This is a genomic window from Pseudomonas sp. 05L36, assembly GCF_056398125.1.
The window spans coordinates 221,393-241,550 of the sequence record NZ_JBFTOU010000001.1; the positions used below are offsets into that span (position 1 = coordinate 221,393).

The following is a 20,158-nucleotide window of genomic DNA, read 5'->3' on the forward strand; positions in this document are numbered from 1 at the left end:
TGATTGTTGCAATCACTCCTTCGAGCTAGGCCCATCTCGACGTAACACCTGCATACCTTCAAGGCCTATCAATTTACTCAGCCAAAGTCAGATTCTGCGCAAAACCGATTGCAGTAGAGATATCCAACGATATTGAAGCAAACGACTTCATCAATAATGACTCCGGTAATGCCCAATCCCATTTCTCCCGCAGCATATTCTCTACATCTGCAAGAATCGAATCGAGATCGTTTGCATCCAGGTCACCTACTTCCTTGAGTGCGGCCAGTATCCGATGGATGTTGGCGTCAACCTCAATCGCCAAGCCCGCGTTGTCACACGAAAGGCCCACATGATTGAGTAACAGGCGCAGTGCATCGTTGGCGTAATCACCCAGCCAGCTGATTAGATAGCATTTACCGCCAGACTCAATGACGTAGCGTTCACCAAGGCCTAATGCGTTAAACGTCTTGCGAGCTTCGTCGAGCAACGCTTGGGCATCGCGATCAATGAATGGGCAGGGGACAGGATCTGCCAAGACGGCTCGCATTTCTTGGCGCACGTTGTCATGCACCATCGCACCCAGACCATCGAACTGAGGAGGGGCACCACCTCGTGCGGCGGAAACAATGATGACTTTGGCTTGGAGATCAACATCACGAACCTGCCACCTTCGGCCTCCGAAGATAATGCGTTGATCTTTGGTCAGCGGCCGGCTTACGGGTACTGAACCAAGCGCTTTCCCGTCGCACACCAGTCGGAATTCCTCATCACTGGTGAATGCGCTGTAGAACTCATAGTGGTTGATCAGGCGCTCTCCAACTGTCCCTGGAAGCAACAATCCCGAACTTTCCTGAACGATGAGTTCATGCTCCCCTAGCGACTTAAGCAGCTTGATGAAGTCTGACCTCTCGACGTTTTGGAATGCTCCTTCAGCGATAAGGCTTTTCCAAAGATCAGCAGCGGAAGCGCCACCGCACTGAGCAATTATGGAGAGGCATTGCTGAACGAGAGTGGAGGCATGAATACCCTGAGCCCGGGGAGGTTCAAACCACCCTCCAATTAAAAGACGAACCATGGCAATGGTCTGAACCAATCCCTGGCGCAGCTGATCTGAAATGCTCGATCCATCTTTGAGTGGAGACTCCTTGCAGTAAACGCGCAAGATTGCGTTTTCCCCCGGGCGTCTGCCCGAACGGCCCAGTCTCTGGCGCAAGCTCGCCACCGATGGTGGGGCGCCAATTTGCACCACTGTCTTGATGCTGCCGATGTCTATTCCAAGCTCAAGCGTCGTGGTGCATATGGCCGATGCCGCCTGATTACCTGCCTTGAGGGCATGCTCAGCTTGCTCCCGCAGGTCTTTCGAAAGGCTGCCGTGATGAGGCCAGAACTCATTGGGCAAACCATCATTCTCACAGCGCCTACGCAATTGGTCTGCATACCATTCAACCTGCTGCCGGCTGTTTGGGAAAATCAGATTATTGCTGCCGCGCAATACCTTGTAGAGATGATCAGCGATAGCGAAGTCTGGGCTTGCTTTGTTTTCCGTTTCGTCTTCATCGCCTTCCTCATTAGAAGGCTGGACGGGAGCCTTTCTGAGCTCATTCATGGGCGGCTGGATGTAGCCGCGAATTTGCACCTGGAGTGTCTGGTTTGAGTTTTTGGACTCAATGACAGTCACCCCGTCGACGCCTCCTGAGCGCAGAAACTCTGACGCCAACGTCATATCGCCGAGTGTGGCCGAAAGCCCAACCCTGGGGAGTCGACGCCCGGCAACGAGCTCTACACGGTGCATCAGGGACTGAAGCTGTTTGCCTCGCTCACTTCCAATGAACGCATGCAGTTCGTCCACGACGATATAGCGCAGATTCTGGAACACCCCGGCAAGACTCGAGCCTCGATTGACGAACAGCGCCTCAAGCGATTCTGGAGTGATCAGTAGCACCCCTTCAGGCGACTTCAGGAAGCGATGTTTTTTGCTCGATGAAATGTCTCCATGCCAAGCCACTACAGGAATTTCAAGCTGCTCACAGAGTCGGCCTAACCTGTCCCATTGATCATTGATCAAGGCCTTGAGCGGGCTGATGTACAGCACCGAACCGGGCGGGTCATTGATCTTGAGTAAATTGGTGAGTATGGGAAGGAAGGCGGCCTCGGTTTTCCCCGCCGCGGTTGCTGCGGCGATAATGACATCCTGATCGGCATCGATCAGCACAGGCACAGCCCTTTCTTGGGCGTCGCGCAAGGACGTCCAGCCTTCAGCCCAAATCCATCGCTGGATTCGGGATTCTAGCTGGTCGAAGCCCGATGATTCAGAGTGTGAAGGTGGCAAGTTCATCGTCCGCGTCGACTTTTGTATCCTCGTCACCACCCAAGTCCTTCGCCACCTCGACAGCCCCAAGCAGGGTGCGCCAATCTGCTCCAGGGTTTTGCTCCAGAATAGCCAGCAGGTTGATGAAGGCTGTGATCGTCGTGCGCGGCGTACGGAAGTAAGCTTCACCCAGGCGCTGGTTGCAGTGCGCCATGAATAATGGAAGCGCTTCGTCAGGCAGTAAGTACTTTTCAGCATCGCCACCGGCATAGACGTGACGGAGCTTCTGAAGCAACACGTAGAAGTCTTCTGGTGTGAGGCTGGTGAGGCGTATGACCGGCCCCGAAAGATCCACCAGTCCTGATTTGGCAAACGAGTTTTCGGCCAGTCGCGATTGCAGGGCAGGGTAACTAAACAGCCCTCGGCGAGTGTCCATCAAAAACTCGGGGGTGCCACCCAGGACAAATCCAAGCCCCTCAGCGGATCCCTGCAGTGAGTCATTAAGGATGCGCAGGATCTGTTCATAATTGGCATTGCGTGCCTGTGTGTTGGCCAATTTGTAGAGGTTTACCAGTTCGTCGAGGCAGATCATCAGGCCGCCAAAACCTGCGAGTCTGACGAATCTCGATAGCAGCTTGAGCTGATCGTAGACGGAGGCATCATCAATGATGGTTCGTACACCTAGGGCCGCTCGGGCATCGGTCTTGGTTGTGAACTCGCCACGCAACCAACGAATCGCATCAGCCTTGAGTTGCTCGTTGCCTTCCTCGAAACCTCGGCAATAAGCTGCGATCACTTCAGCGAAATCATAGCCGTTGACCATCTCGGTTAACTCAGCCAAGTGGGTTCGGATGACAGTCTCGCTGTCTGTACCTGCCGCCTTGGCTTCTATTTTGGCTTGCGAGATAAATTTCTCAACGATGCCTTGCATGGCCCCACCGTCGGGCTTCGTGCGTGTAGACATGTTCTTGGCCAGCTCGGAGTAAAGCGAGCGTGCCTGGCCGCCGGTGGCGTGTAGCCTGCGATCTGGGTTTAAGTCAGCGTGCATGGTTACGAGTTTTCGCTCCATGGCAATGGCTCGAACCAAGTTCAGAAAGAACGTCTTGCCTGCACCGTATTCGCCAATCACCACTCGAAATGCCGATCCGCTTTCGACTAGGCGATTGACGTCTTTGATCAGTGCATCGAGTTCGCCCACCCGGCCGACCTGAATCAAGTGTTGACCGACGCGAGGAACAACGCCAGCACGCAATGATTGGATAACCGCGTCGCGATCCTTGGCTCTGATAGTGCTCATAGGGCTAACTCTTCCAGAATGTCTGTATTGATTTCGATGGGATCATCACCTTCGGTGACGGGCATGTCGAAACGCTCAAAAGCCATGTCGTTGATTTGTTCCAGGGCACCATCGAGCATCAGTTCCATGTCGCTGGCGGCGGCTTCAAGTTCGGATCGGCTCCATTCAGCACGCGAGATTAACAAGCGCAGGAACGCAGAATGCTCCAGATCGAGACCGGCAACGTCAGCACTCGTTTCTGTCGCCGACTCCACAGCCTCAAATGACTGTTCCGGTTCATCAACCTGGTCGTCAGTGAATACCTGGGCGAGGAGGGCCGAAACTTCTGCCGTTTCACGTTGCAACTCAGCAATTCGCTCGTGATCGAGCACGAAGCCTTGCTTCGCAATGGCAGCTGACACTATTCCGGACTCGGATAGAGAGGAGCTTGTTGCAGGTTTAGCGGGGGTAATACTCGTTCCGGATGCAGCCAGGTGAAGATCGCTGTACAGCAGCTGACTATCCAGTTGCAGCGCCTTGTAAACGCGCTCAAGAAGCTTCACTTCCGATGGACTGACGATGCCATCAGCTTGCGCAAGGTGGGCCAGGAAGCTGGCAATCGTGCGCTTGGCTTCGACAGTTAATGGATCAAGTTTTTTCTTCAGGCTTGCAAGCGTCGGTGGTTGCTGGATCTGGATTTGCAAGTGCGCCTTGAGACGTTTGCGATGGGCAATACTCAGGTGACTCCAGGAGTCGATGTGCTGAGCAAGCAATGTGACCTCTTCATTGGAAGTGTCGCCATCCGCAGATGCGACTGCGCTGGCCAGATCAAGTGTGACTGAGGCCGCGTTGTAGGCCGCTGAGGCCCGCAGTGATCCATCTTCGGGCTGGGTTACGAACAGCGCGATACGATCTTCAGCTTTCGGAGTCCTGCTGCCAGCGAGCACATCGGGCTCCATGCCGATATGAAGCGATTCCAGTGCACGGGCAAGGGCGAGAACCTTGTCACGAGACAGTGCACCAGCGCTCTTGAATCGACCCGCGAGTTCGCCAAAGCTCATGACAATCAGATCATCACCGATTTTGGTTTGAAGCTCATCCAGCTCCGTACGGGCTGCGGTTGGCCAAAGGGTAACCGGAAGTTGTAACAGACCCTCAAGGGCTTCTGCGCTCTCAGGGTTTCGGCCTAGATAACGGCTAAAGGGTTCAAGCTCACTAGTGCAAAGCTCCACCAGCAATTGCAGGATTTTACGTGTTCCCGAAGTGGCCATGACATCAGGAATATCACCCAGGCTAAGCGAGGGGGCCATTAGCACAGCAGAGGCTGCGCGATAGCTGGTTTTAAGCTTGGTCTTGTTCTGCGCCAGGATGAGTCCCGCAGGGTGGGAGCTTTCGTATTTCAACTTGAACAGCGTTGAAAAGACTTCTTTGCAGCGTGTCACCGGGGTGCGCTTGCTGATGTTGGGGTCGGCTAGTGCCCATGCCAATGCCCAATCGGCGCCGAGTGGTCGCTTGTTGGACGCGTGTTGCCCTAAACCTATGCGCAGCGGCAGTGGCATTTCGTAGCTGTAAGCAGCAACCTTAGGAGGCGGGCCAAGGTAAAGGTTTGGATCAACCGTGGTGTTACTCAGGTAATCCAGAAAGCCTTCTGCATATCCCCTGAATGATCTGTTGTCCCCATAGATACTCAGCAGTCGCTGGACTTCTTTGACGATCAGTGGAATCTCAGCCTTCAACTGCGGATCGCTTACAGCATCAACGAGAGCCCGGCGCTCAAGGCCATAGAAAAACAAAAAGACATAGCCGGTGTCTGCCAGCGGATCACTACGTCCGCTCTCTAGCCACTGCAGGTATCCGCGCCGAGCCTCTGGCGAGATGGAGTGAAAACTCGGCCAATAGGACATCAACCGCTCTTCGATGTCGACGTACGACTTGGCTATCCGCAGTTTTGGATTGATCAGTGACGGCTCTTGCGCATCGTATCGACCCAACGCACTTCCTACATAGAGCATTCCGCCGGGAAGAGAAAAACCAGACACAGTGACCGATTCGCCCGCCGGCACCCAGCGAGTATCGGATTTTTGTTTGCTTGCATCTGGAATCTTAAAGGAAGGGGAAGGGGGGGAGCCGAGTTGGACGGTATAAAATTCGGAGGTTTCTTCAGACATATTGCTCAACGAAACCTCATGCATGGAGAAGGCTACGTCTTTGCTTCGCGGCTCCCGCAGGTGCGTTGTCACTGAAGCAGACTTTTGCAGCTGTTCAAGCTGTCGTTTAGTGCGAGTGGCTAAAAACCACATAATGGCGCCGATGCACGCGACGATGCCAACAGCGATCCAGGCGTTCTTCGGGATCGAAGCGAGTGCACCAAAAGCCAGTGCAATAATAATCAGGATGCCGGTGCCGCTGGAGTTTTTTGCCTTCTTCCTTGCCATGAGTCATTTCAACCTTGAAAGATGGGGGCTGGCGTAATGGCAGTATCCGACAATTAAATGGCTTGAGCCATGGGGCTCGCAGAGCTATTGATCGGAAAAATGCCTTCTAGATGGACGCCAAAAACACCGCCCATGATGCTGGCCGCATATATGCACTGATCGAGCTATAGCTCATAACCACTGCGAACGCTCACGTCTGCAGTTCTGAGCTCTCGAAAAAATAGTCCGAAGTGCAAGACATCAACACTACTCATCACTCCCCATCAATGCCTTGAGCGCGGGCCGAAAGGGTACGACGGATCAGCGAGCTTCTATATCGCTCACCTGCCCCGCGCACGAAGCCTTGTATGGGGTGACTATCGTCGTAGGGGCGGTATAGGGAAGCCGGGCGCGCCGTGAGATACGCCGGATGTAGGCACTAAATGATGCCGAAAAGCGCCTTGATCCCATCCCATGTCCCGCCCGTAAAGATACCTTCGCCGGCGATCAATGCTGGGGCAATGATGACTTTCTTGCCGACCCAACTTAGGAAGTTGCTCAGCCTCCAAGAGCTCAGATGAGGCTTTGACTCGACATACCTCGCTGAGAGGCAGAAAGCTAAGGTCTGAGGAAGTATGGCTGCGAAAAGTCGCAAGCACAGTACTCTCGTGTCAGTGGATATCACCGGCAGCATATTAGGTGTTAGAGCGCTGCTGGAGTAGTAGATCCCCAGACCAAGCAGGAGGGGAAGCACGAGAAAAATCCCGACGTATTTAATACGTGTCAGTGATCGCTCAGCGCCATCGGCACGGTCTCGATGAGCCTGGATCTCGCTTGTGGCCGCACGAGCCTCCTGCAGGTGTTCTTTCAGCTGAGCTTGGGAAGTCTCCAGATCCTGAGCCCTTTGCTCAGCTATTTGCCGCTCGGATTCGAGATCAGCGATCTGCTTGGCGGTGGTGTCCTGCAGGCCTTCTACAGCAGAGCGGGCGGCCCGCTCCTGGAGCAAGTGTTGCTCCTTTTCTTCCAGTACGGCTTTGGCTTGATCAAGCTGTTGGGAAACGTCTCGGTGGTGGCTCAACAGCTCATAATGTACCAGCTCGAATACCTCCTGGTTGGAGGCTTCGATATTGCTGATCCGTGCGCGAAGCGCCCTATTGGTCAGCACCACGCGGATGGCGGACTCTGGGAGGTCTCCGACATTTTCGAATCTCGAAATTGACTCCAGCACCTTCAATGTCGCCCTTTCGTCTTCAAGATCGAACGATTGGAAGAAAAGCGGCAGGCGCAGGGAGTCAACTAGACTTTCCTCGAGCTCTGGGGAGCGAGGCACCCAAAACTGGATGAGCTGTACTAGGTTGCTTGGATGCAGTACCACCGGCAGCTTCGCGCGATTGGCTGCGCGTTTTGCTCGGTCGAAGCCAATCAGGCGCCAGTCGATGGAAACTGCCCAATACTCAGTTTCAAAAGGCGACTCATGATTGGGGAGGCGTCGGTCATTGACGGCATGCCATAGAACGGCGTCGTGCAGCAAAGCCTCGTACCCTTTGCGACGTTTCTCAGGGACTTCTTTTGTCTCCCGCTCAACCTCGTGCATCACATCGTCAATGACGTCCTGGCGTATGTGGTAGATGCTTGGATGAGCGTCGAGGACGCTTATTCCTTTTTCCTCTAGGATGAACCTAAGCTCATCGATGTAAGGGCGGAAGAAGTCGGCGGCAGAAAGATTTGCTGTCGAGGCTACAGTGCTGAAGAACTTTTTGGCGATGCTGGGTAGCGGCTGAGTCATTGCCACGCGGGACATTGCCTGAGTGACCCGTATACGCTCTATTAAGTGCAGCTGTGCGATGAGAACACGCTTGGCTTCATCCAAAGTGCTCGGCAGCACGTAGAGCTTTATATCCAGCTTCCCGTTGCTCTTGTGAGCCAAATCAACAAGCGATAACGCTGCTGCGTCAGCTGGGTTGTCGTGAAGCTGGAGCACTGAGAAAAGGAAATTGGTGTCCAACACCACTTTGATGGTTTTCACCTTACGTGCCTGGTTAATGGCAGCAAGGGTTTCAGGGTTGAGGCGGGTTGCCTCGGCAAAAAAGTAAGCCGTCATGAAACGGAGAATCTGGCTTCGACAGACCTGGTTTCCCGGGTTGAAGAAGAACATCAGCACTTTACGCAGACCCTCTCGGTTGTCGGAGTCCACTTTGTGGAAAAGGTTATTCAGCCAGTCGAAATCATTTTGCAGCTTGCCTCCGACTAGGAGCCGGAAGAGGTTGGCACCGCTGACGCGGATCGCTCGCGAAAGCGCTTCAGTGAAGTCTTTCCATACCCGCTCCGGATCAAGAGTTGGGCAATACTCCCGGCAGGTGGAAATGAAGTCCTTCTCGCACGCATCCTGCTCCGCATGAGCAGTGGCCGCCTGAGCTGAAAGTTCGTTGAAAGCGCGCTCGGTCAGCTTGTAGGCTGGGCCTGGCAAGATCGAAACAGTTCCCTGATCATGAAGTGTCTGCAATTGCCTTTCAAGCTCATCATCGGATCCCAGAGCCCCGGGAGCCTCAGCACGAATTGCGTCATGAAGCGCATTCAACCCCAGCGACACACCATGATTCTTCCAAAGCACGCCTTTTACGATCTGGCTGACGCCTTTTTTCCACCATCCAGACTCGTTCAACTCCACGTGGTGGATCAGTGACACGATGTCTGGAGAAAGCTGTCGGTTAGCCATGGTGGCCAACCTTTGCGAAATTCAATGCGCGTCGTCCCTTCACAGATGCTTCGTTATCTAATATCAAGCCCTCGACCGCCCCCACGCGAGTGGGTTGCCTGATCACGAATGGTACGAGGGTCTGTACTTGCTAAGCAATAGCATCCTGCCAGTAGTCGATGCCCCACCTTGTTAATGATATGGCAGATGTAATGGCCTTCTGAGGGTGATGGGATGGAACTGATAGCTTCCCCAGCAGAAGCTCCCTATTGGCTCAAGACCATGGTCAGGTCATATACCCTACTGGAGCGTGTCGTGAGTAGATCGATAAAACGCTCTATGGCTCTCTCATTTGTCCTCGGCGCTACTGTGCTGTCCGCTATCCCATGCTTCTGTGAGCTCGTCTATTCGATCCGCGATTTGAGGCTTTTTTGACCGGACTAGGCAGCGCGTGTTGCCGACAAATTCCTCTATCAAATACAGCGAGTCGCCAACATCAAGCTCCAGCTCCTGTAACGCCTCATCGGGAATTCGAATCGCACCGTCACCATCCCATTCTTCGATGATGATTTTCATGGGTGGCTTTCTCACGTGTGATCTCCATTGCGTCTAAGTCGGCAATGGTAACTTGCTTTTGCATACAGGCTCAGAGCGCAGCGAGCAGTCGTTCGAGCTGTTCACGCTCCTAGGCACTCAATAGACCTATAGGATCAGTCTCGTCGCTCTGCCAGGATTCAAGTGTCTCGATTCGGCAATCTGGCGACCTGCAGTGTTCGCAGTAGTTCTGGGTGTCAGAGTCATTGAATAGTGTGAGTCGCCAGCCATCAATCTCCACGGGCATGAGGCCGTTTGAAGGGAGCAGGGGGCCTCGATGCGAACTGTCTGGGGATTAAGTTCGTGATAAATTGAACGCGTTCGGCCTGCCGAAAGTGATCATTAAGCACTAGCGAGGTACCTACTGCTGAGTCAGTCAGGTGGCTTCATTGCAGCACTGCCCGCTTGCGCCCCAAGTTAGACCGCCATTCAGGATGAAAAATGGAAAACTTTGCTATTCCCTCGTACCTGATCTCTGCTATCGCTGACGCCGTTTCATCCTCCGAAACCCATGCGAGTCTCGATAGCCTATTCATGTACGCGAATGCTCCAGGAGATCCGCCCGAGGGGAGCAAGGCCGTAAAAGCTCTAGAATGGCTACGAAGGATCAATAAGGAAGGCGGTAAAGAAACCCTCTCGATAGTCGGGCGAATCATCGAAAAGTACATGGAGGAAGAGATCGAAGACACTCCGAGCCTTTTTGGCGGGGAAGCGATTATCAAGGAGAAGAAACTTAGGATCGAAAGGATTAAGCAAGCTTTAGGGCGCGCCAGCATTGTCTACACGAACGGCGGAATTCTCTCCAAAGGCGAAGGTCTAGCTACCAAAACTCTATCGGAGCTCATCAAGAGCCGGAACATCCAGGCGATCGACTTCGAATTCGAGCGTGCGTTGAAAAACATTGAATCAAGCCCGCGTGAAGCCGTGTCTGCGGCCTGCAATATTCTCGAATCAGTCTTCAAGGTTTACATCGAAGAGCACACTCATCTCACTATGCCCACCAAACAGGATTTGCAGGGTGTGTGGAAAATCGTCAGGGCAGACCTTGGGCTGGATGCATCGATCCTCGAGGAGCGAGATCTTCAAGAGATCGTTACGGGTGTCGTAGCCACCGTCAATGGGATCGGCGCCTTGCGCACTCATGCGAGCTCCGCCCACGGCGCAGGAAAGCGGCCTTACAAGCTTAAGCCCCGCCATGCACGGCTTGCTATCCATGCTGCGCATACCATCAGTGCATTCGTTATCGAAACTTGGGACGAGAAAAGCGCCCTTAAAAAAGGTCTGTAGAGCTGCTGCGGGCGGGAACATGTTTTTTACCGATCAGGTAGGCATCCACTGATGCGGCAGCAACTGGCCGAGGTTGTGTAAAAACGTCTTAGAGCAGGTTTGACGGTCACAACTAGAACGAAAACCGCGTTCCTAAGCAAATTTCAGGTCTACTAACTAGCCAAGCGCTGGCAGATTTTACGTAGCAACGCAGACTTCCAAACGGTGTCTGCGTTTTTACACACTCTGGGCCGATGTCACTCGCCCGCAGCGTGGGCAGCCGAGTCAACACGTCCTTAGGTAGGCACACGGATCATGCCCATTCATGCGCGCCGACTGGATCAGGCTCTTGATCGCAGCTACTCGCTGGGCCAATGCAGACTAAAGTCACCAAGTGCGTTGAATCAGCGAAGTACCTGTAGGTGCGAAAAAATGTTTTGTATAGGTACCGACGCAGGGTAAGTCCCCCAGTAACCTCCACGCATTCTTTCAAATCCTAGGTGATACCGAGTGACGACCGTTTCCTCTCAAGCTATTCAATGCTGTGAAGCCATTCTTCGCAAAGATATTGAGTACAACCGAGCACGCAATATCTGGCCAAGCGTGAACCGAATCATCGAGCGCTTGCTCGCCCGCAGCATTGAACTGCAGGAGGCCTACGAAGAGATCCATCAGTCACTTGCCCATCGTCCTCGTGCACTGGTCGCATTTTTTGATGTGTTCGTTCATACGCCCGTAGCATGGAACCCGGAAAAAATCCGAGAGGCTCGGAATGCCCGGAAGGAGCTTACAGAGGTTAACGAGCAAATCTCGATGGTTGCGAATGAGCTTGCGCACCTCCTGACGCGGCGTGACGAGCTGAAGGAAAGAACCAGCTTCAGTTGCGATACTTACTACCATGTCCTCGATGTCGTCGGCGATGCCTCGGAACATAACTACTTGTTCGAGTCTTATGTGAAAGACGAGTTGGATACTCTGCAGCATCAGTATGATCTGAAGTATTGGCCATCACTCAGTTCAGTTGTCGAGGCCATCGGTATCAATGCTGAGGGCGCTGAAGTCATAGCACGTGATCCAGCCATGGCAGCTGCCACGGAGAGCCGGCGTTCGGGGCTGTCCGATTTTTTGAAAGCGTTTTCCGCTCGAATAGAGGAAAACACCATTAGCCAGCATGGCTTAATCCCCAACGATTTCAGCCTTTCCGATAATGCCTTGGCGACGCTGGTCAACTGTGCTTTGAATCTGGATGTTGAAGAGTTGATCGACGCGAGTTTCATCAAACGCTTCCGCCAGCGCCAGCGTCAAACCAAGTCGACGTGATGGGTTACCCCAGATATGGGTTCGAATCGAACCAGGCCCGCCACACCGTTTGTAGTCACCAAGGCGTGAGTGCAGGCAAAAAGTTAATGGTGGTTGTAGCTCAGCTGGTAGAGCACGGGATTGTGACTCCCGTCGTCGAGGGTTCGAAACCCGTCAGCCACCCCATTTTCGCTCTTCCATGCCTTTGGCGGGGCACCTCCCCGAGTAACCCGCACCCACGCTCGCCCGTTACTATCATCGCAAGCTTATCCAGTCACGATATCCAGCAGGCCTTCAAGATTCATGGTTTTAACCTCATCCATCAGCTCGTCCACATTGAGCAAGGTGAAGTCGAGGAGTTCGACGATGTGAGTAAAAAGCTGGTGGTGATAGTGCTCCTGGACTTCGTCCCGCCAACCGCTCATGAAGTCTACGGGGATGTGCCTGCTATTGAAGGGGCTGGTTGGAATGAAAAACGGGCACACGATGTCGCTGTTGAGATCGAGGCCGCTTTTCGAAGCCGTTGCATGAAAATCCATGCTCATGAACCGAGGGCGGTGAAGAACCTGTAGCCTGGCCTTCAGTGCCCCTGAGTTGATCAGGCGCATTGTCGAGTCCATGTCGGTGAGACTTTCTACATTGGTTGGTACGATATAAATGTCGGGCCGAAACCGGTCGAGGAAACCATTTTCAACAGGAATGAGGTTATCCCCATCGACGTCAAGCGAATCTCTGACCAGCCCGCCACATACGTCGACGATCATCACCTCATTTGGAGCAGGGGTGTAGGCCAAGATTTCTTCAGGCTCGAAATCAGGGCACTTGATGTATAGGCTCTTCATCGAGTCGATAGAGTGACTCGCATACTTGCGATTTTCCGGGGTCGCGGCATAGTGAAAGCTGGTAGTGAGCCCGAAGGTAAGCTTTGAGATCGCTGCCAGGTTTTCTGCCACGGTGGTCTTGCCGACGCCGCCTTTCATGTTCGTGACAGCAATGACCACACCTTTATCCTCAGGGAAGGTCAACTGCGGCTTGTTGATCTCTCGAACCTTGGCCCTAACCCGTTCGGTCACCCAACCCATCAGGCAAGGATCGACAGGGTTGGTTCCATTCAGCCACCGACTGATGGTTTCTGGGGCTGTACGCTTCCCGTCTTCGCGCAATGCCGTGACCTGATCAGCGAGAGCAACTCCGGTCAGGTTGAGGCACTTCATGGCTTGTTTCAGCAAATCTGCGTTTTTCATAACTTGACCCATAATCAATATTTAAAACATGGTATTGACATTAGGTCAATATGTGCTGGAATGCAAGGGAGGAAACGTAGGTTGTTGAGTGGTTCAATCCCTGAAATGTTGCACCTTGTTGGCTGATCTATGGCGTAGGCTGCCCAACCGTGAAATGCGACTCAAATCAATCCTGTAAAACTCGCTGCAAGACTGCCGACTAGAGAGGTGCGATGAGTTTGTACGAGAAGCAAGCGCGTTATCGTCGTTTGCATAGTGAACAGTCCGCCTGGCGCTTGCTGCGTGCAGATTCGGCACCGATCATCCTGGCGTTCATCGACAGCCTGTTTGTTGACGAACAGGAGGTGTTGTTCGCACGGGCAAAAGCCGCCCTTGAGGCGGAGTTGCCGACCTGGCAGGAAGCGTATGGCATGCAAGACAACGCCAACTCGCACCTGCGCAACTGGATCCATGCCGGCTGGATGCGTGAGCATGATGACCACCTGACCCGTACTGACGCCTTTCATCAGGCACTGCGATTTGTCGAGGGTCTTGAGAGCAGGGATACCACGACATCTGCCACCCACCTACGCCGAGTCCAAGACGCTGTACGAGACCTAGCAGTCGCTCTCAACCCGAGTGCTGAAGAGCGTTTGCTCGTACTGCGTGAACGTTTGGCAGAACTGAATGAAGAAGTCTTGCGGCTGGAAGCAGGCATCGTGCCCGAGCTATCCAGTGCCGAACAGCGTGAGCGAGTACGCGGTGTCTACCAGATGGCCTCCGGGCTAACCGGTGATTTTCGCCGGGTTGAGGATGACATCCGTCAACTTGACCAGAGCATCCGTGTTCAGATGATCGAATCGGAAGGCGGTCGTGGCCTGGTCATCCAGAACCTTCTGGATAATGAAGAGGCACTTCTGCAGACAGACGCTGGTCAGGCGTTTGACGGCTTCTTCAGACTCCTCTGCGACGAGAACCGGAGCGTAGAATTCCGCGAGCAAATCCGGTCGATTTTGGATCGTCCGATTGCCAGATCCCACCTGAATGCACAAGAAATCCGTTTTCTCACACATCTGGTGCGTGAGCTGAGTCGCGAAAGTCAGCGGGTAATTTCGGTACGTCGCCGCACCCAGGAAAGCCTCAGGGCGTTTGTCGAGGCTGGTGCTCAGAGCGAACGCAGGGCAGTCGAGCAGGTGTTGCGCCAACTGGAAAAACTGGCCGTCACCTTTAAGGATCAAGACATTGGCCCACGCACCTCACTGAAGGTACATGTAGCCAGCGGGCCATTCTCGGTTAGCTCGCCATCGAGCATTCGACTGATGCAACCGCAAGCCAGCCTGGATACCAGCAAGGTGGTTCCGCAAAGTAACCAGACCACTGTGAGTGACACCATTCTTGAGTGTCTGGAGGCTGTGAAGATTCAGGAGGTGGCCGAAGCCATGCGCGACCTGCTCAAAAGCCAAGGGCCGATGAGTCTGGCTCAGATCGCCGAGTTGCGCCCTATTCAGGGCGGGCTTGAGGAGTTGGTCGCCCTTGTCCGCATCGCCAAAGCAATTGAAGCGGTTTCCCTCGAGGGTGTCGAGCATCTGGTGGTCGCTGACCGACAAGGCCAGACCATACGTGCCAAAATTCCGGTGCTACTCCTGAGCGCCGACCAGTTCCCGGAGAATTTAGAGAGCCTCCCCCTATGAACCGTGAAGCCCCAAACAACGATGCTTTGGCGCCGTCGCTCTTCGACACTTACCGCCAGGTGGCAGTCCCGGCCCTGGCCGCTACAGAACACCCGGAAGATGGACTGGCGGAGCAGGAGGAGCCCGGCGAACTTGACGAAGTGGCCGTCCAACCTGAATCAGAGGTTGTCCACGGCATCATGCCAGCGGAGGCTCGCCGGGCCCTGAGGCTGCTGTTGAACACGGGTGTTGTGCGGGCGGAAAAGAAACGCCTGGCTTTTGAAGCGCTGTGCCAGCACCAAGCACTCATCGCCGCTCATCTGGCCAACATGTTGCTGTGTATGACGCTAGACCAGAAAGCAGGCATTGCTATCCTGCTCGAGCAGGACTTGAGTGAATCCGAGTTCGAGGATCTGACAGACGAGGATGGCTCAAGCCTGGTTGGAAAACGCACCATGCCGCTTTACGACACCTTGGTGCTGCTGGTGTTGCGCAAGTACTACCAAGAGCGGGAAGTCATTGGTGAGAACAAGGTGATGATCGATGTCGACACCATCGCCGAACTCATGACCCCTTTCTTGAAGCTGACCAACAGCAGCGCTCTTGAGCGCAAGACCCTCAATGGCTCTATAGCCAAGCTGCGCGAAAAGCGCCTGCTGGCGAATGTGCGCGGCGACGGTGACCGATTGGAAATCACCCCGGTCATTCGGTACGTGGTCAATGCCGACTTCCTGAATACCCTCCTAAGCGAGTACCAGCAGCTGGCCGACCAGGGGAGTGTGATGGATCAACAAGAGGTAGAAGACGATGTCTGACATGACCAATACCAGCTTCGGCGATCTATTCTCTACAGGACAGATCCGCCTGGCGGAGATCTCGGTTTACAACTGGGGTTCCTTCCACGGGTTGCACACGGCAGTGATCGACCCTGAAGGCACCCTGATCACCGGTGATAACGGTGCGGGTAAGTCGACGCTCATCGATGCGCACATGGCGCTGCTCAACCGACCTGGGCAAACGTCATTCAACATCGCAGCCTCGCAAGGTGATCGTTCAGATCGCAACCTGATGTCCTATATTCGCGGCAATTACGGGACAGCCCACGACGGTTCCCAAACCCTCAACCTGATGAAGCGCGATGGCGCCACCATGACCGCGTTGCGTGCCCTGTACCGAGCCGACGACGGCTCCGAGATCACGCTGGTGTCCATGTTCTGGATTCGCCAGGCCGGCGCCTCCATGACTGACCTCAAACGTTTCTACCTGGTGGGTAAGCGGAATGTCAGTCTGGAAGTGCTCCTGCAGCAGTTTGGTTCCAACAACGTGCGCCAGCTCAAGCAGTATGTCGATGACGACCCAATGCTTAAGCACTTTGACAACAGTTTTTCTGCCTACCAAGAGTATTTCACCCGGCTGCTACGCATGGAAAACTCCAATGCGCCGGCGCTGCTGCAGCGTGCATTGGGTCTGAAGAAGATTGATGACCTGACAGCGCTGATCCGTGAACTGGTGCTGGAGCCCAGCAAAGTTCGCGATCTGGCTACTGGGGTTGTCAAGGAATTCGACGATCTGATCGCCGTCCACAATGAGCTGGATACAGCCAAGCAGCAAAAGGAGGTGCTGAGCATCCTGCCAGACCATAACCGGAACTATGAGAGTTCTTTGGAGGAGCAAGGGCAGGTCAATTCAGAGGCCGCTGGGTTGACTGCATTCTTCGGTGAGCAGGGCAACCGACTCTGGGAACTGCGCTGTGAAGATCTGGATCGCTCGCTGGATGACCTGACGTCGGACGGTAAGCGTTTGGCTGAGTCGGTGTCGCAGACTGAGGAGCGTGTAACCTCACTTTTACACGCCTACCAGCAGCAGGGCGGTGATCGCCTTGATAGCCTGCGGCGTGAGGTTGAGGATGCGGAGAAGGGCTACCAGACCACGACCAATAAGGCCCATGACTATCAGAAGGACACTCGTGATCTTGCGCTTGCTGAAACGCTTACGGCGGGCGCCGTGCGGGACAACATCGCTTCGGCCAAAGCTGTCCTGGTTGATTTACCCGCTCAGATTGACGACGCGAAAAATGCTTTCGGCGAGTCGCGTGGCGTTCTCTCAGGCATTACCCAACAGATAAAGAGCCTGCAGGCCCAGATCAGTGAAATCGAGAAGCGGCCCAACTCCAACATTGACGCCGCCTTTCAGCGCCTGCGGGACGAGATGGTTGAGAGCCTGCAACTCAACAAGGATGGCGTCGTATTCATCGGTGAGCTGCTCGATGTGCGCAGTACCGAAGCGCCGTGGCGCGGGGCTATTGAGCGGGCGCTTGGGGGCCACCGGACAACGTTGCTGGTGCCCGAAGACAAGTTCCGCATGGTTACGGGCTGGGTAAACAGCCGGCACACCGGCCTGCATGTTCGCGTCCAGGTTGTCAGCAAAACCGAGCGTAACCCGGAGTTCCTCGGCGACGGATTCCTGCGCAAACTGGAATGGAAAGAACACCCGTATCGTGACTGGCTAAAGCGCCATCTGGCTCGTTTCGACCTGCACTGTGTGTATTCCGCAGAAGTGCTCAATGATACCCCTTACTCCATGACCCGCGAGGGCCTGGTACAAATGGAGAAGGGGCGTTTTGAGAAGAAGGACGGGACACGCGTCGACGATAAAAAGAACTGGTACCTCGGATTCAACAACCTCAGCCGGCTGGCAGCACTGCAGGAAGAGGGAGAGCGCCTGCGGGATGGCCTCGATTCCGCCCGATCCGATGAAGCTGTGAAACGTCAGGAAATGGACAACTTAGTGGCCTCTGAGGCCATCTGGAAGCGTGTAGCTCAAACCCTGTGGGATCAAATCGACGTTACTTTGGCCAAGCAACACCTGGACACCCTCAAGAACGACCTTGCGGCCCTCAATGCTCCAGACAGCGATCTGAGTAAGGCCAAAGCGCTGCTTGAACAGGCTAAAAAAGAGCTCCAGGAAATCCGCACTGCGCAAAACCAAAATGCCAGAGAGGTAGGTGGGCTCGAGTTGGAGATCCGGCAGGCCAACAAAAGTCGTCAAGTTGCAGCCCAGGCTGCCAGTGCAGGCTTGTTAGATACGGTGCGCAGCTCACTGGCCCTGCGTGTTGGCATTCTTACCCTGGAACATCTGGATAAACTCCATCAACTGGAGAAAACCCAGCGAGAGTTCCTGGATGATGCATTGAACTCGATTGGCAAACGAGCGAATCACTACAACGGTCGCATGATCGCGATCATCAACAGCTTCAAGACAAAGTGGCCGTTGGTTGCCAATGACTGGTTGACGACTATCGAGGGTCGCCAGGATTACATCGACTACCTCGACAAGCTTAATAACGAGGGCCTGCCGGATCTGGTTGAACGCTTCCAGCAGCGGTTAAACAACAATACCACCCAGTCCCTGGGCCGCATGCAACGGGCCATTGATGACGAGCGTGAGGACATTCAAGATCGTATCGCCACCATCAACGAAGTGCTGGAGCGTACTGAGTTCAACCACGGCACGTTTCTGCTGCTGAAACATGAGGATGAGCACTACGCGCATGTCAAAGAATTCACAGCCCTGTTGGGCTCGGTGCTTAAACATGCCTCAAGCGTTGATCACGAGGCTCGGTTCCTAGAGCTTTGCAGTCTGATCAGCAAGCTAGAAAAGGCTACCAATTCAGCCACCGCCATTAACCTGGAAAGTCAACGCCTCCTGGATTCGCGCTACCGCATGACGTTCTATGCCAACGAAATCGTGAAGGAAACCGGCGCCGTGCGTGATGTGCTTCGCTCATCTTCAGGCAAGTCCGGTGGGGAGAAGGAGTCGTTTGCCGGCATCATCGTGGCCGCAAGCTTGGCCTATGTGTTGACCCCGGATGGTGCTCCGCACCCGATGTACTGCACCGTTTTCCTGGATGAAGCCTTTTCCAACACTGCCGATAAGGTGAGTCGCCGCGTGCTGCGGGTGTTCCGTGAGCTTAAAATTCACGTCAACTTGATTACACCCTACAAGAACCTGAACCTGGCTCGTGATTCAGCCCGCTCTCTGATCATCGCCGAGCGTAAGATCGATGGCCATGAAAGTCGCCTGAGCCAGATCACTTGGGATCAACTCGACCAGCAAAGCGCTGATCGCCGGGAAGCCAAGCAAACTCAATTGGCCGGGGTCGCTGAAGGCCTGGGCATTCAGATGGAGCAACGCTAATGCGCAGTTGGGGGCGTATGCCAACCGAGGTCATGCGCGAGGTCGAGCGCCTTGAGTGGAATAACGCAACCAATCTACGGGGGCGCCTGCAGGGCACGCGGCGCTTTCCGATCAGCTTGCCGCTTAAGCCACCAGCGGCTGGCGATGCATTGATGGACATTGACCACTTCCACAACTGGGTCAATGCCTGGCGGCAATGGAGCAAGCCAAGTCAGGTTAAGTGGGTAACCCGCAGGTATCGAGTGGTGGGAGATGTCGAGGTACCGGAGCGGCTTGATCTTTCGAATGTTAAAGAGTTGATTGAAGCCATCGGGCCGGCAGCCGTCCAGCGTTCTCAGATCTGGGCGGCACTCATGGAACCCCTTCTGGCAGTGGATCGAAATCTGTATGACATCCTCATTCGCCAGATTCTTGTAGTCGAGCAAATGAGTCATCGTGCTGCCCAGCAGATGGCGAAGGTGCTGCCACAGTTGCGTCAGGGTATGGGGGATGGGTGTTACCTGCGGGGGGTGCCTGTACAAGGGATTGATACCAAATTTCTGGAAACGCACACACCTCTGCTGACCACCTTGCTTGATGTCATCCACAATGGGGCACTGTGTGAAGCCGGTGGGCTGGAGGCGTGGATCGGCTGCCTGCAAACCCCGAGCAACTGGCTCTATATTCGACCCTTGTGTCCAGAACTTAGGCAGCAAATGGGTGGCTTCTCAGTATTACAGACTCCCCTCGAAGAGTTTTTGGCGCGACCATTACCTGGTCGCAGGGTGTTGGTCGTGGAGAACACCAAGCCCGGCTACGCCTTGCCCGAACTTCCAGACACGGTCGCCATCTTTGGCGGTGGGCGGAATACCCAATGGCGTATGGCTCCATGGCTCGCCGAGCGGGATGTAGCGTATTGGGGAGACATCGACAGCTGGGGGCTGACTATCCTTGCTCACGCCCGGCAGGCACTGCCAGGGATTACGGCCTTGATGATGGATCACGAGACCTTAATGGCGCACATGGATTTTTCCGTGGAGGAGCCGCGCTCAACGAACCTTCCTGCAGTAGGTTTACTGTCGGAGGAGCGCCTGTTGTTTGAGTCGCTTATCAAATCTGCGCAAAGCATTATCCGTTTGGAACAAGAGTACCTTGCCCAGGATTATGTTTTGTCCAAGCTATACCGCTGGGCGAATGGCTGCACCACGAAATCGTAATAGTCGTCTCTTAACTGGGACACGCCTGGGTCATCCCT

Annotated in this window: 13 protein-coding genes, 1 tRNA gene and 1 pseudogene; 7 read left to right on the forward strand and 8 right to left on the reverse strand. The window is 54.4% G+C overall.

Going from position 1 to position 20,158, the window contains the following annotated elements; genetic code table 11:
• Positions 1–73: 73 nt before the first annotated feature.
• From AC1DKH_RS01030 to AC1DKH_RS01055, 6 genes are all read right to left on the reverse strand, one after another.
• Positions 74–2,317 (reverse strand): DEAD/DEAH box helicase, encoded by a 2,244-nt coding sequence (locus tag AC1DKH_RS01030; RefSeq protein ID WP_477797132.1) that lies wholly within the window; start codon positions 2,315–2,317, stop codon positions 74–76.
• On the reverse strand, positions 2,292–3,587 hold the full coding sequence (locus tag AC1DKH_RS01035) for an ATP-binding protein (RefSeq protein ID WP_477797133.1): 1,296 nt from the start codon (positions 3,585–3,587) through the stop codon (positions 2,292–2,294). Before AC1DKH_RS01035 ends, AC1DKH_RS01030 begins: the two co-directional genes overlap by 26 nt.
• The gene (locus AC1DKH_RS01040; protein WP_477797134.1) at positions 3,584–6,001 is read right to left on the reverse strand and encodes a tellurite resistance TerB family protein; all 2,418 of its coding nucleotides are present in this window, start codon (positions 5,999–6,001) and stop codon (positions 3,584–3,586) included. The genes AC1DKH_RS01035 and AC1DKH_RS01040 overlap by 4 nt, the downstream gene beginning before the upstream one ends.
• Before the next feature lie 418 nt (positions 6,002–6,419).
• Entirely contained in the window at positions 6,420–8,696 is a 2,277-nt protein-coding gene (locus AC1DKH_RS01045; protein WP_223441502.1) for a hypothetical protein, read from the reverse strand.
• Positions 8,697–9,023: 327 nt separating this feature from the next.
• Positions 9,024–9,251 (reverse strand): AbrB/MazE/SpoVT family DNA-binding domain-containing protein, encoded by a 228-nt coding sequence (locus AC1DKH_RS01050; RefSeq protein ID WP_477797135.1) that lies wholly within the window; start codon positions 9,249–9,251, stop codon positions 9,024–9,026.
• A 109-nt stretch (positions 9,252–9,360) separates the two neighbouring features.
• Entirely contained in the window at positions 9,361–9,516 is a 156-nt protein-coding gene (locus tag AC1DKH_RS01055; RefSeq protein ID WP_477797136.1) for a DUF7693 family protein, read from the reverse strand.
• 194 nt (positions 9,517–9,710) lie between these two features.
• Between AC1DKH_RS01055 and AC1DKH_RS01060 the strand changes: the two genes are divergently transcribed.
• The gene (locus AC1DKH_RS01060; protein WP_477797137.1) at positions 9,711–10,556 is read left to right on the forward strand and encodes an abortive infection family protein; all 846 of its coding nucleotides are present in this window, start codon (positions 9,711–9,713) and stop codon (positions 10,554–10,556) included.
• A gap of 232 nt (positions 10,557–10,788) precedes the next feature.
• On the opposite strand, the pseudogene AC1DKH_RS01065 reads toward AC1DKH_RS01060, so the two are convergent.
• Positions 10,789–10,904 (reverse strand): annotated as a pseudogene (locus tag AC1DKH_RS01065) (transposase domain-containing protein); the annotation flags it as partial.
• Between the two features lie 141 nt (positions 10,905–11,045).
• Between AC1DKH_RS01065 and AC1DKH_RS01070 the strand changes: the two are divergent.
• The gene (locus tag AC1DKH_RS01070; protein ID WP_477797138.1) at positions 11,046–11,855 is read left to right on the forward strand and encodes a hypothetical protein; all 810 of its coding nucleotides are present in this window, start codon (positions 11,046–11,048) and stop codon (positions 11,853–11,855) included.
• 89 nt (positions 11,856–11,944) lie between these two features.
• Positions 11,945–12,020, forward strand: a tRNA-His gene (locus AC1DKH_RS01075).
• Between the two features lie 80 nt (positions 12,021–12,100).
• On the opposite strand, the gene AC1DKH_RS01080 is transcribed toward AC1DKH_RS01075, so the two are convergent.
• Positions 12,101–13,078, reverse strand: a complete 978-nt coding sequence (locus tag AC1DKH_RS01080; protein ID WP_477797139.1) for a ParA family protein — start codon at positions 13,076–13,078, stop codon at positions 12,101–12,103.
• Positions 13,079–13,290: 212 nt separating this feature from the next.
• Between AC1DKH_RS01080 and AC1DKH_RS01085 the strand changes: the two genes are divergently transcribed.
• Genes AC1DKH_RS01085 through AC1DKH_RS01100 form a run of 4 tightly spaced genes read left to right on the forward strand, consistent with a single transcriptional unit; the run spans position 13,291 to position 20,120 of the window.
• The gene (locus AC1DKH_RS01085; protein WP_477797140.1) at positions 13,291–14,748 is read left to right on the forward strand and encodes a DUF3375 domain-containing protein; all 1,458 of its coding nucleotides are present in this window, start codon (positions 13,291–13,293) and stop codon (positions 14,746–14,748) included.
• Positions 14,745–15,542 carry a DUF4194 domain-containing protein gene (locus tag AC1DKH_RS01090; protein ID WP_477797141.1) on the forward strand — a complete coding sequence of 266 codons (798 nt, stop codon included), beginning with the start codon at positions 14,745–14,747 and terminating at the stop codon, positions 15,540–15,542. Before AC1DKH_RS01085 ends, AC1DKH_RS01090 begins: the two co-directional genes overlap by 4 nt.
• The gene (locus tag AC1DKH_RS01095) at positions 15,535–18,924 is read left to right on the forward strand and encodes an ATP-binding protein (RefSeq protein WP_477797142.1); all 3,390 of its coding nucleotides are present in this window, start codon (positions 15,535–15,537) and stop codon (positions 18,922–18,924) included. The genes AC1DKH_RS01090 and AC1DKH_RS01095 overlap by 8 nt, the downstream gene beginning before the upstream one ends.
• Positions 18,924–20,120, forward strand: coding sequence for a DUF3322 domain-containing protein (locus AC1DKH_RS01100; protein WP_477797143.1), 1,197 nt, complete (start codon positions 18,924–18,926; stop codon positions 20,118–20,120). The genes AC1DKH_RS01095 and AC1DKH_RS01100 overlap by 1 nt, the downstream gene beginning before the upstream one ends.
• The last annotated feature ends 38 nt before the right edge of the window (positions 20,121–20,158 follow it).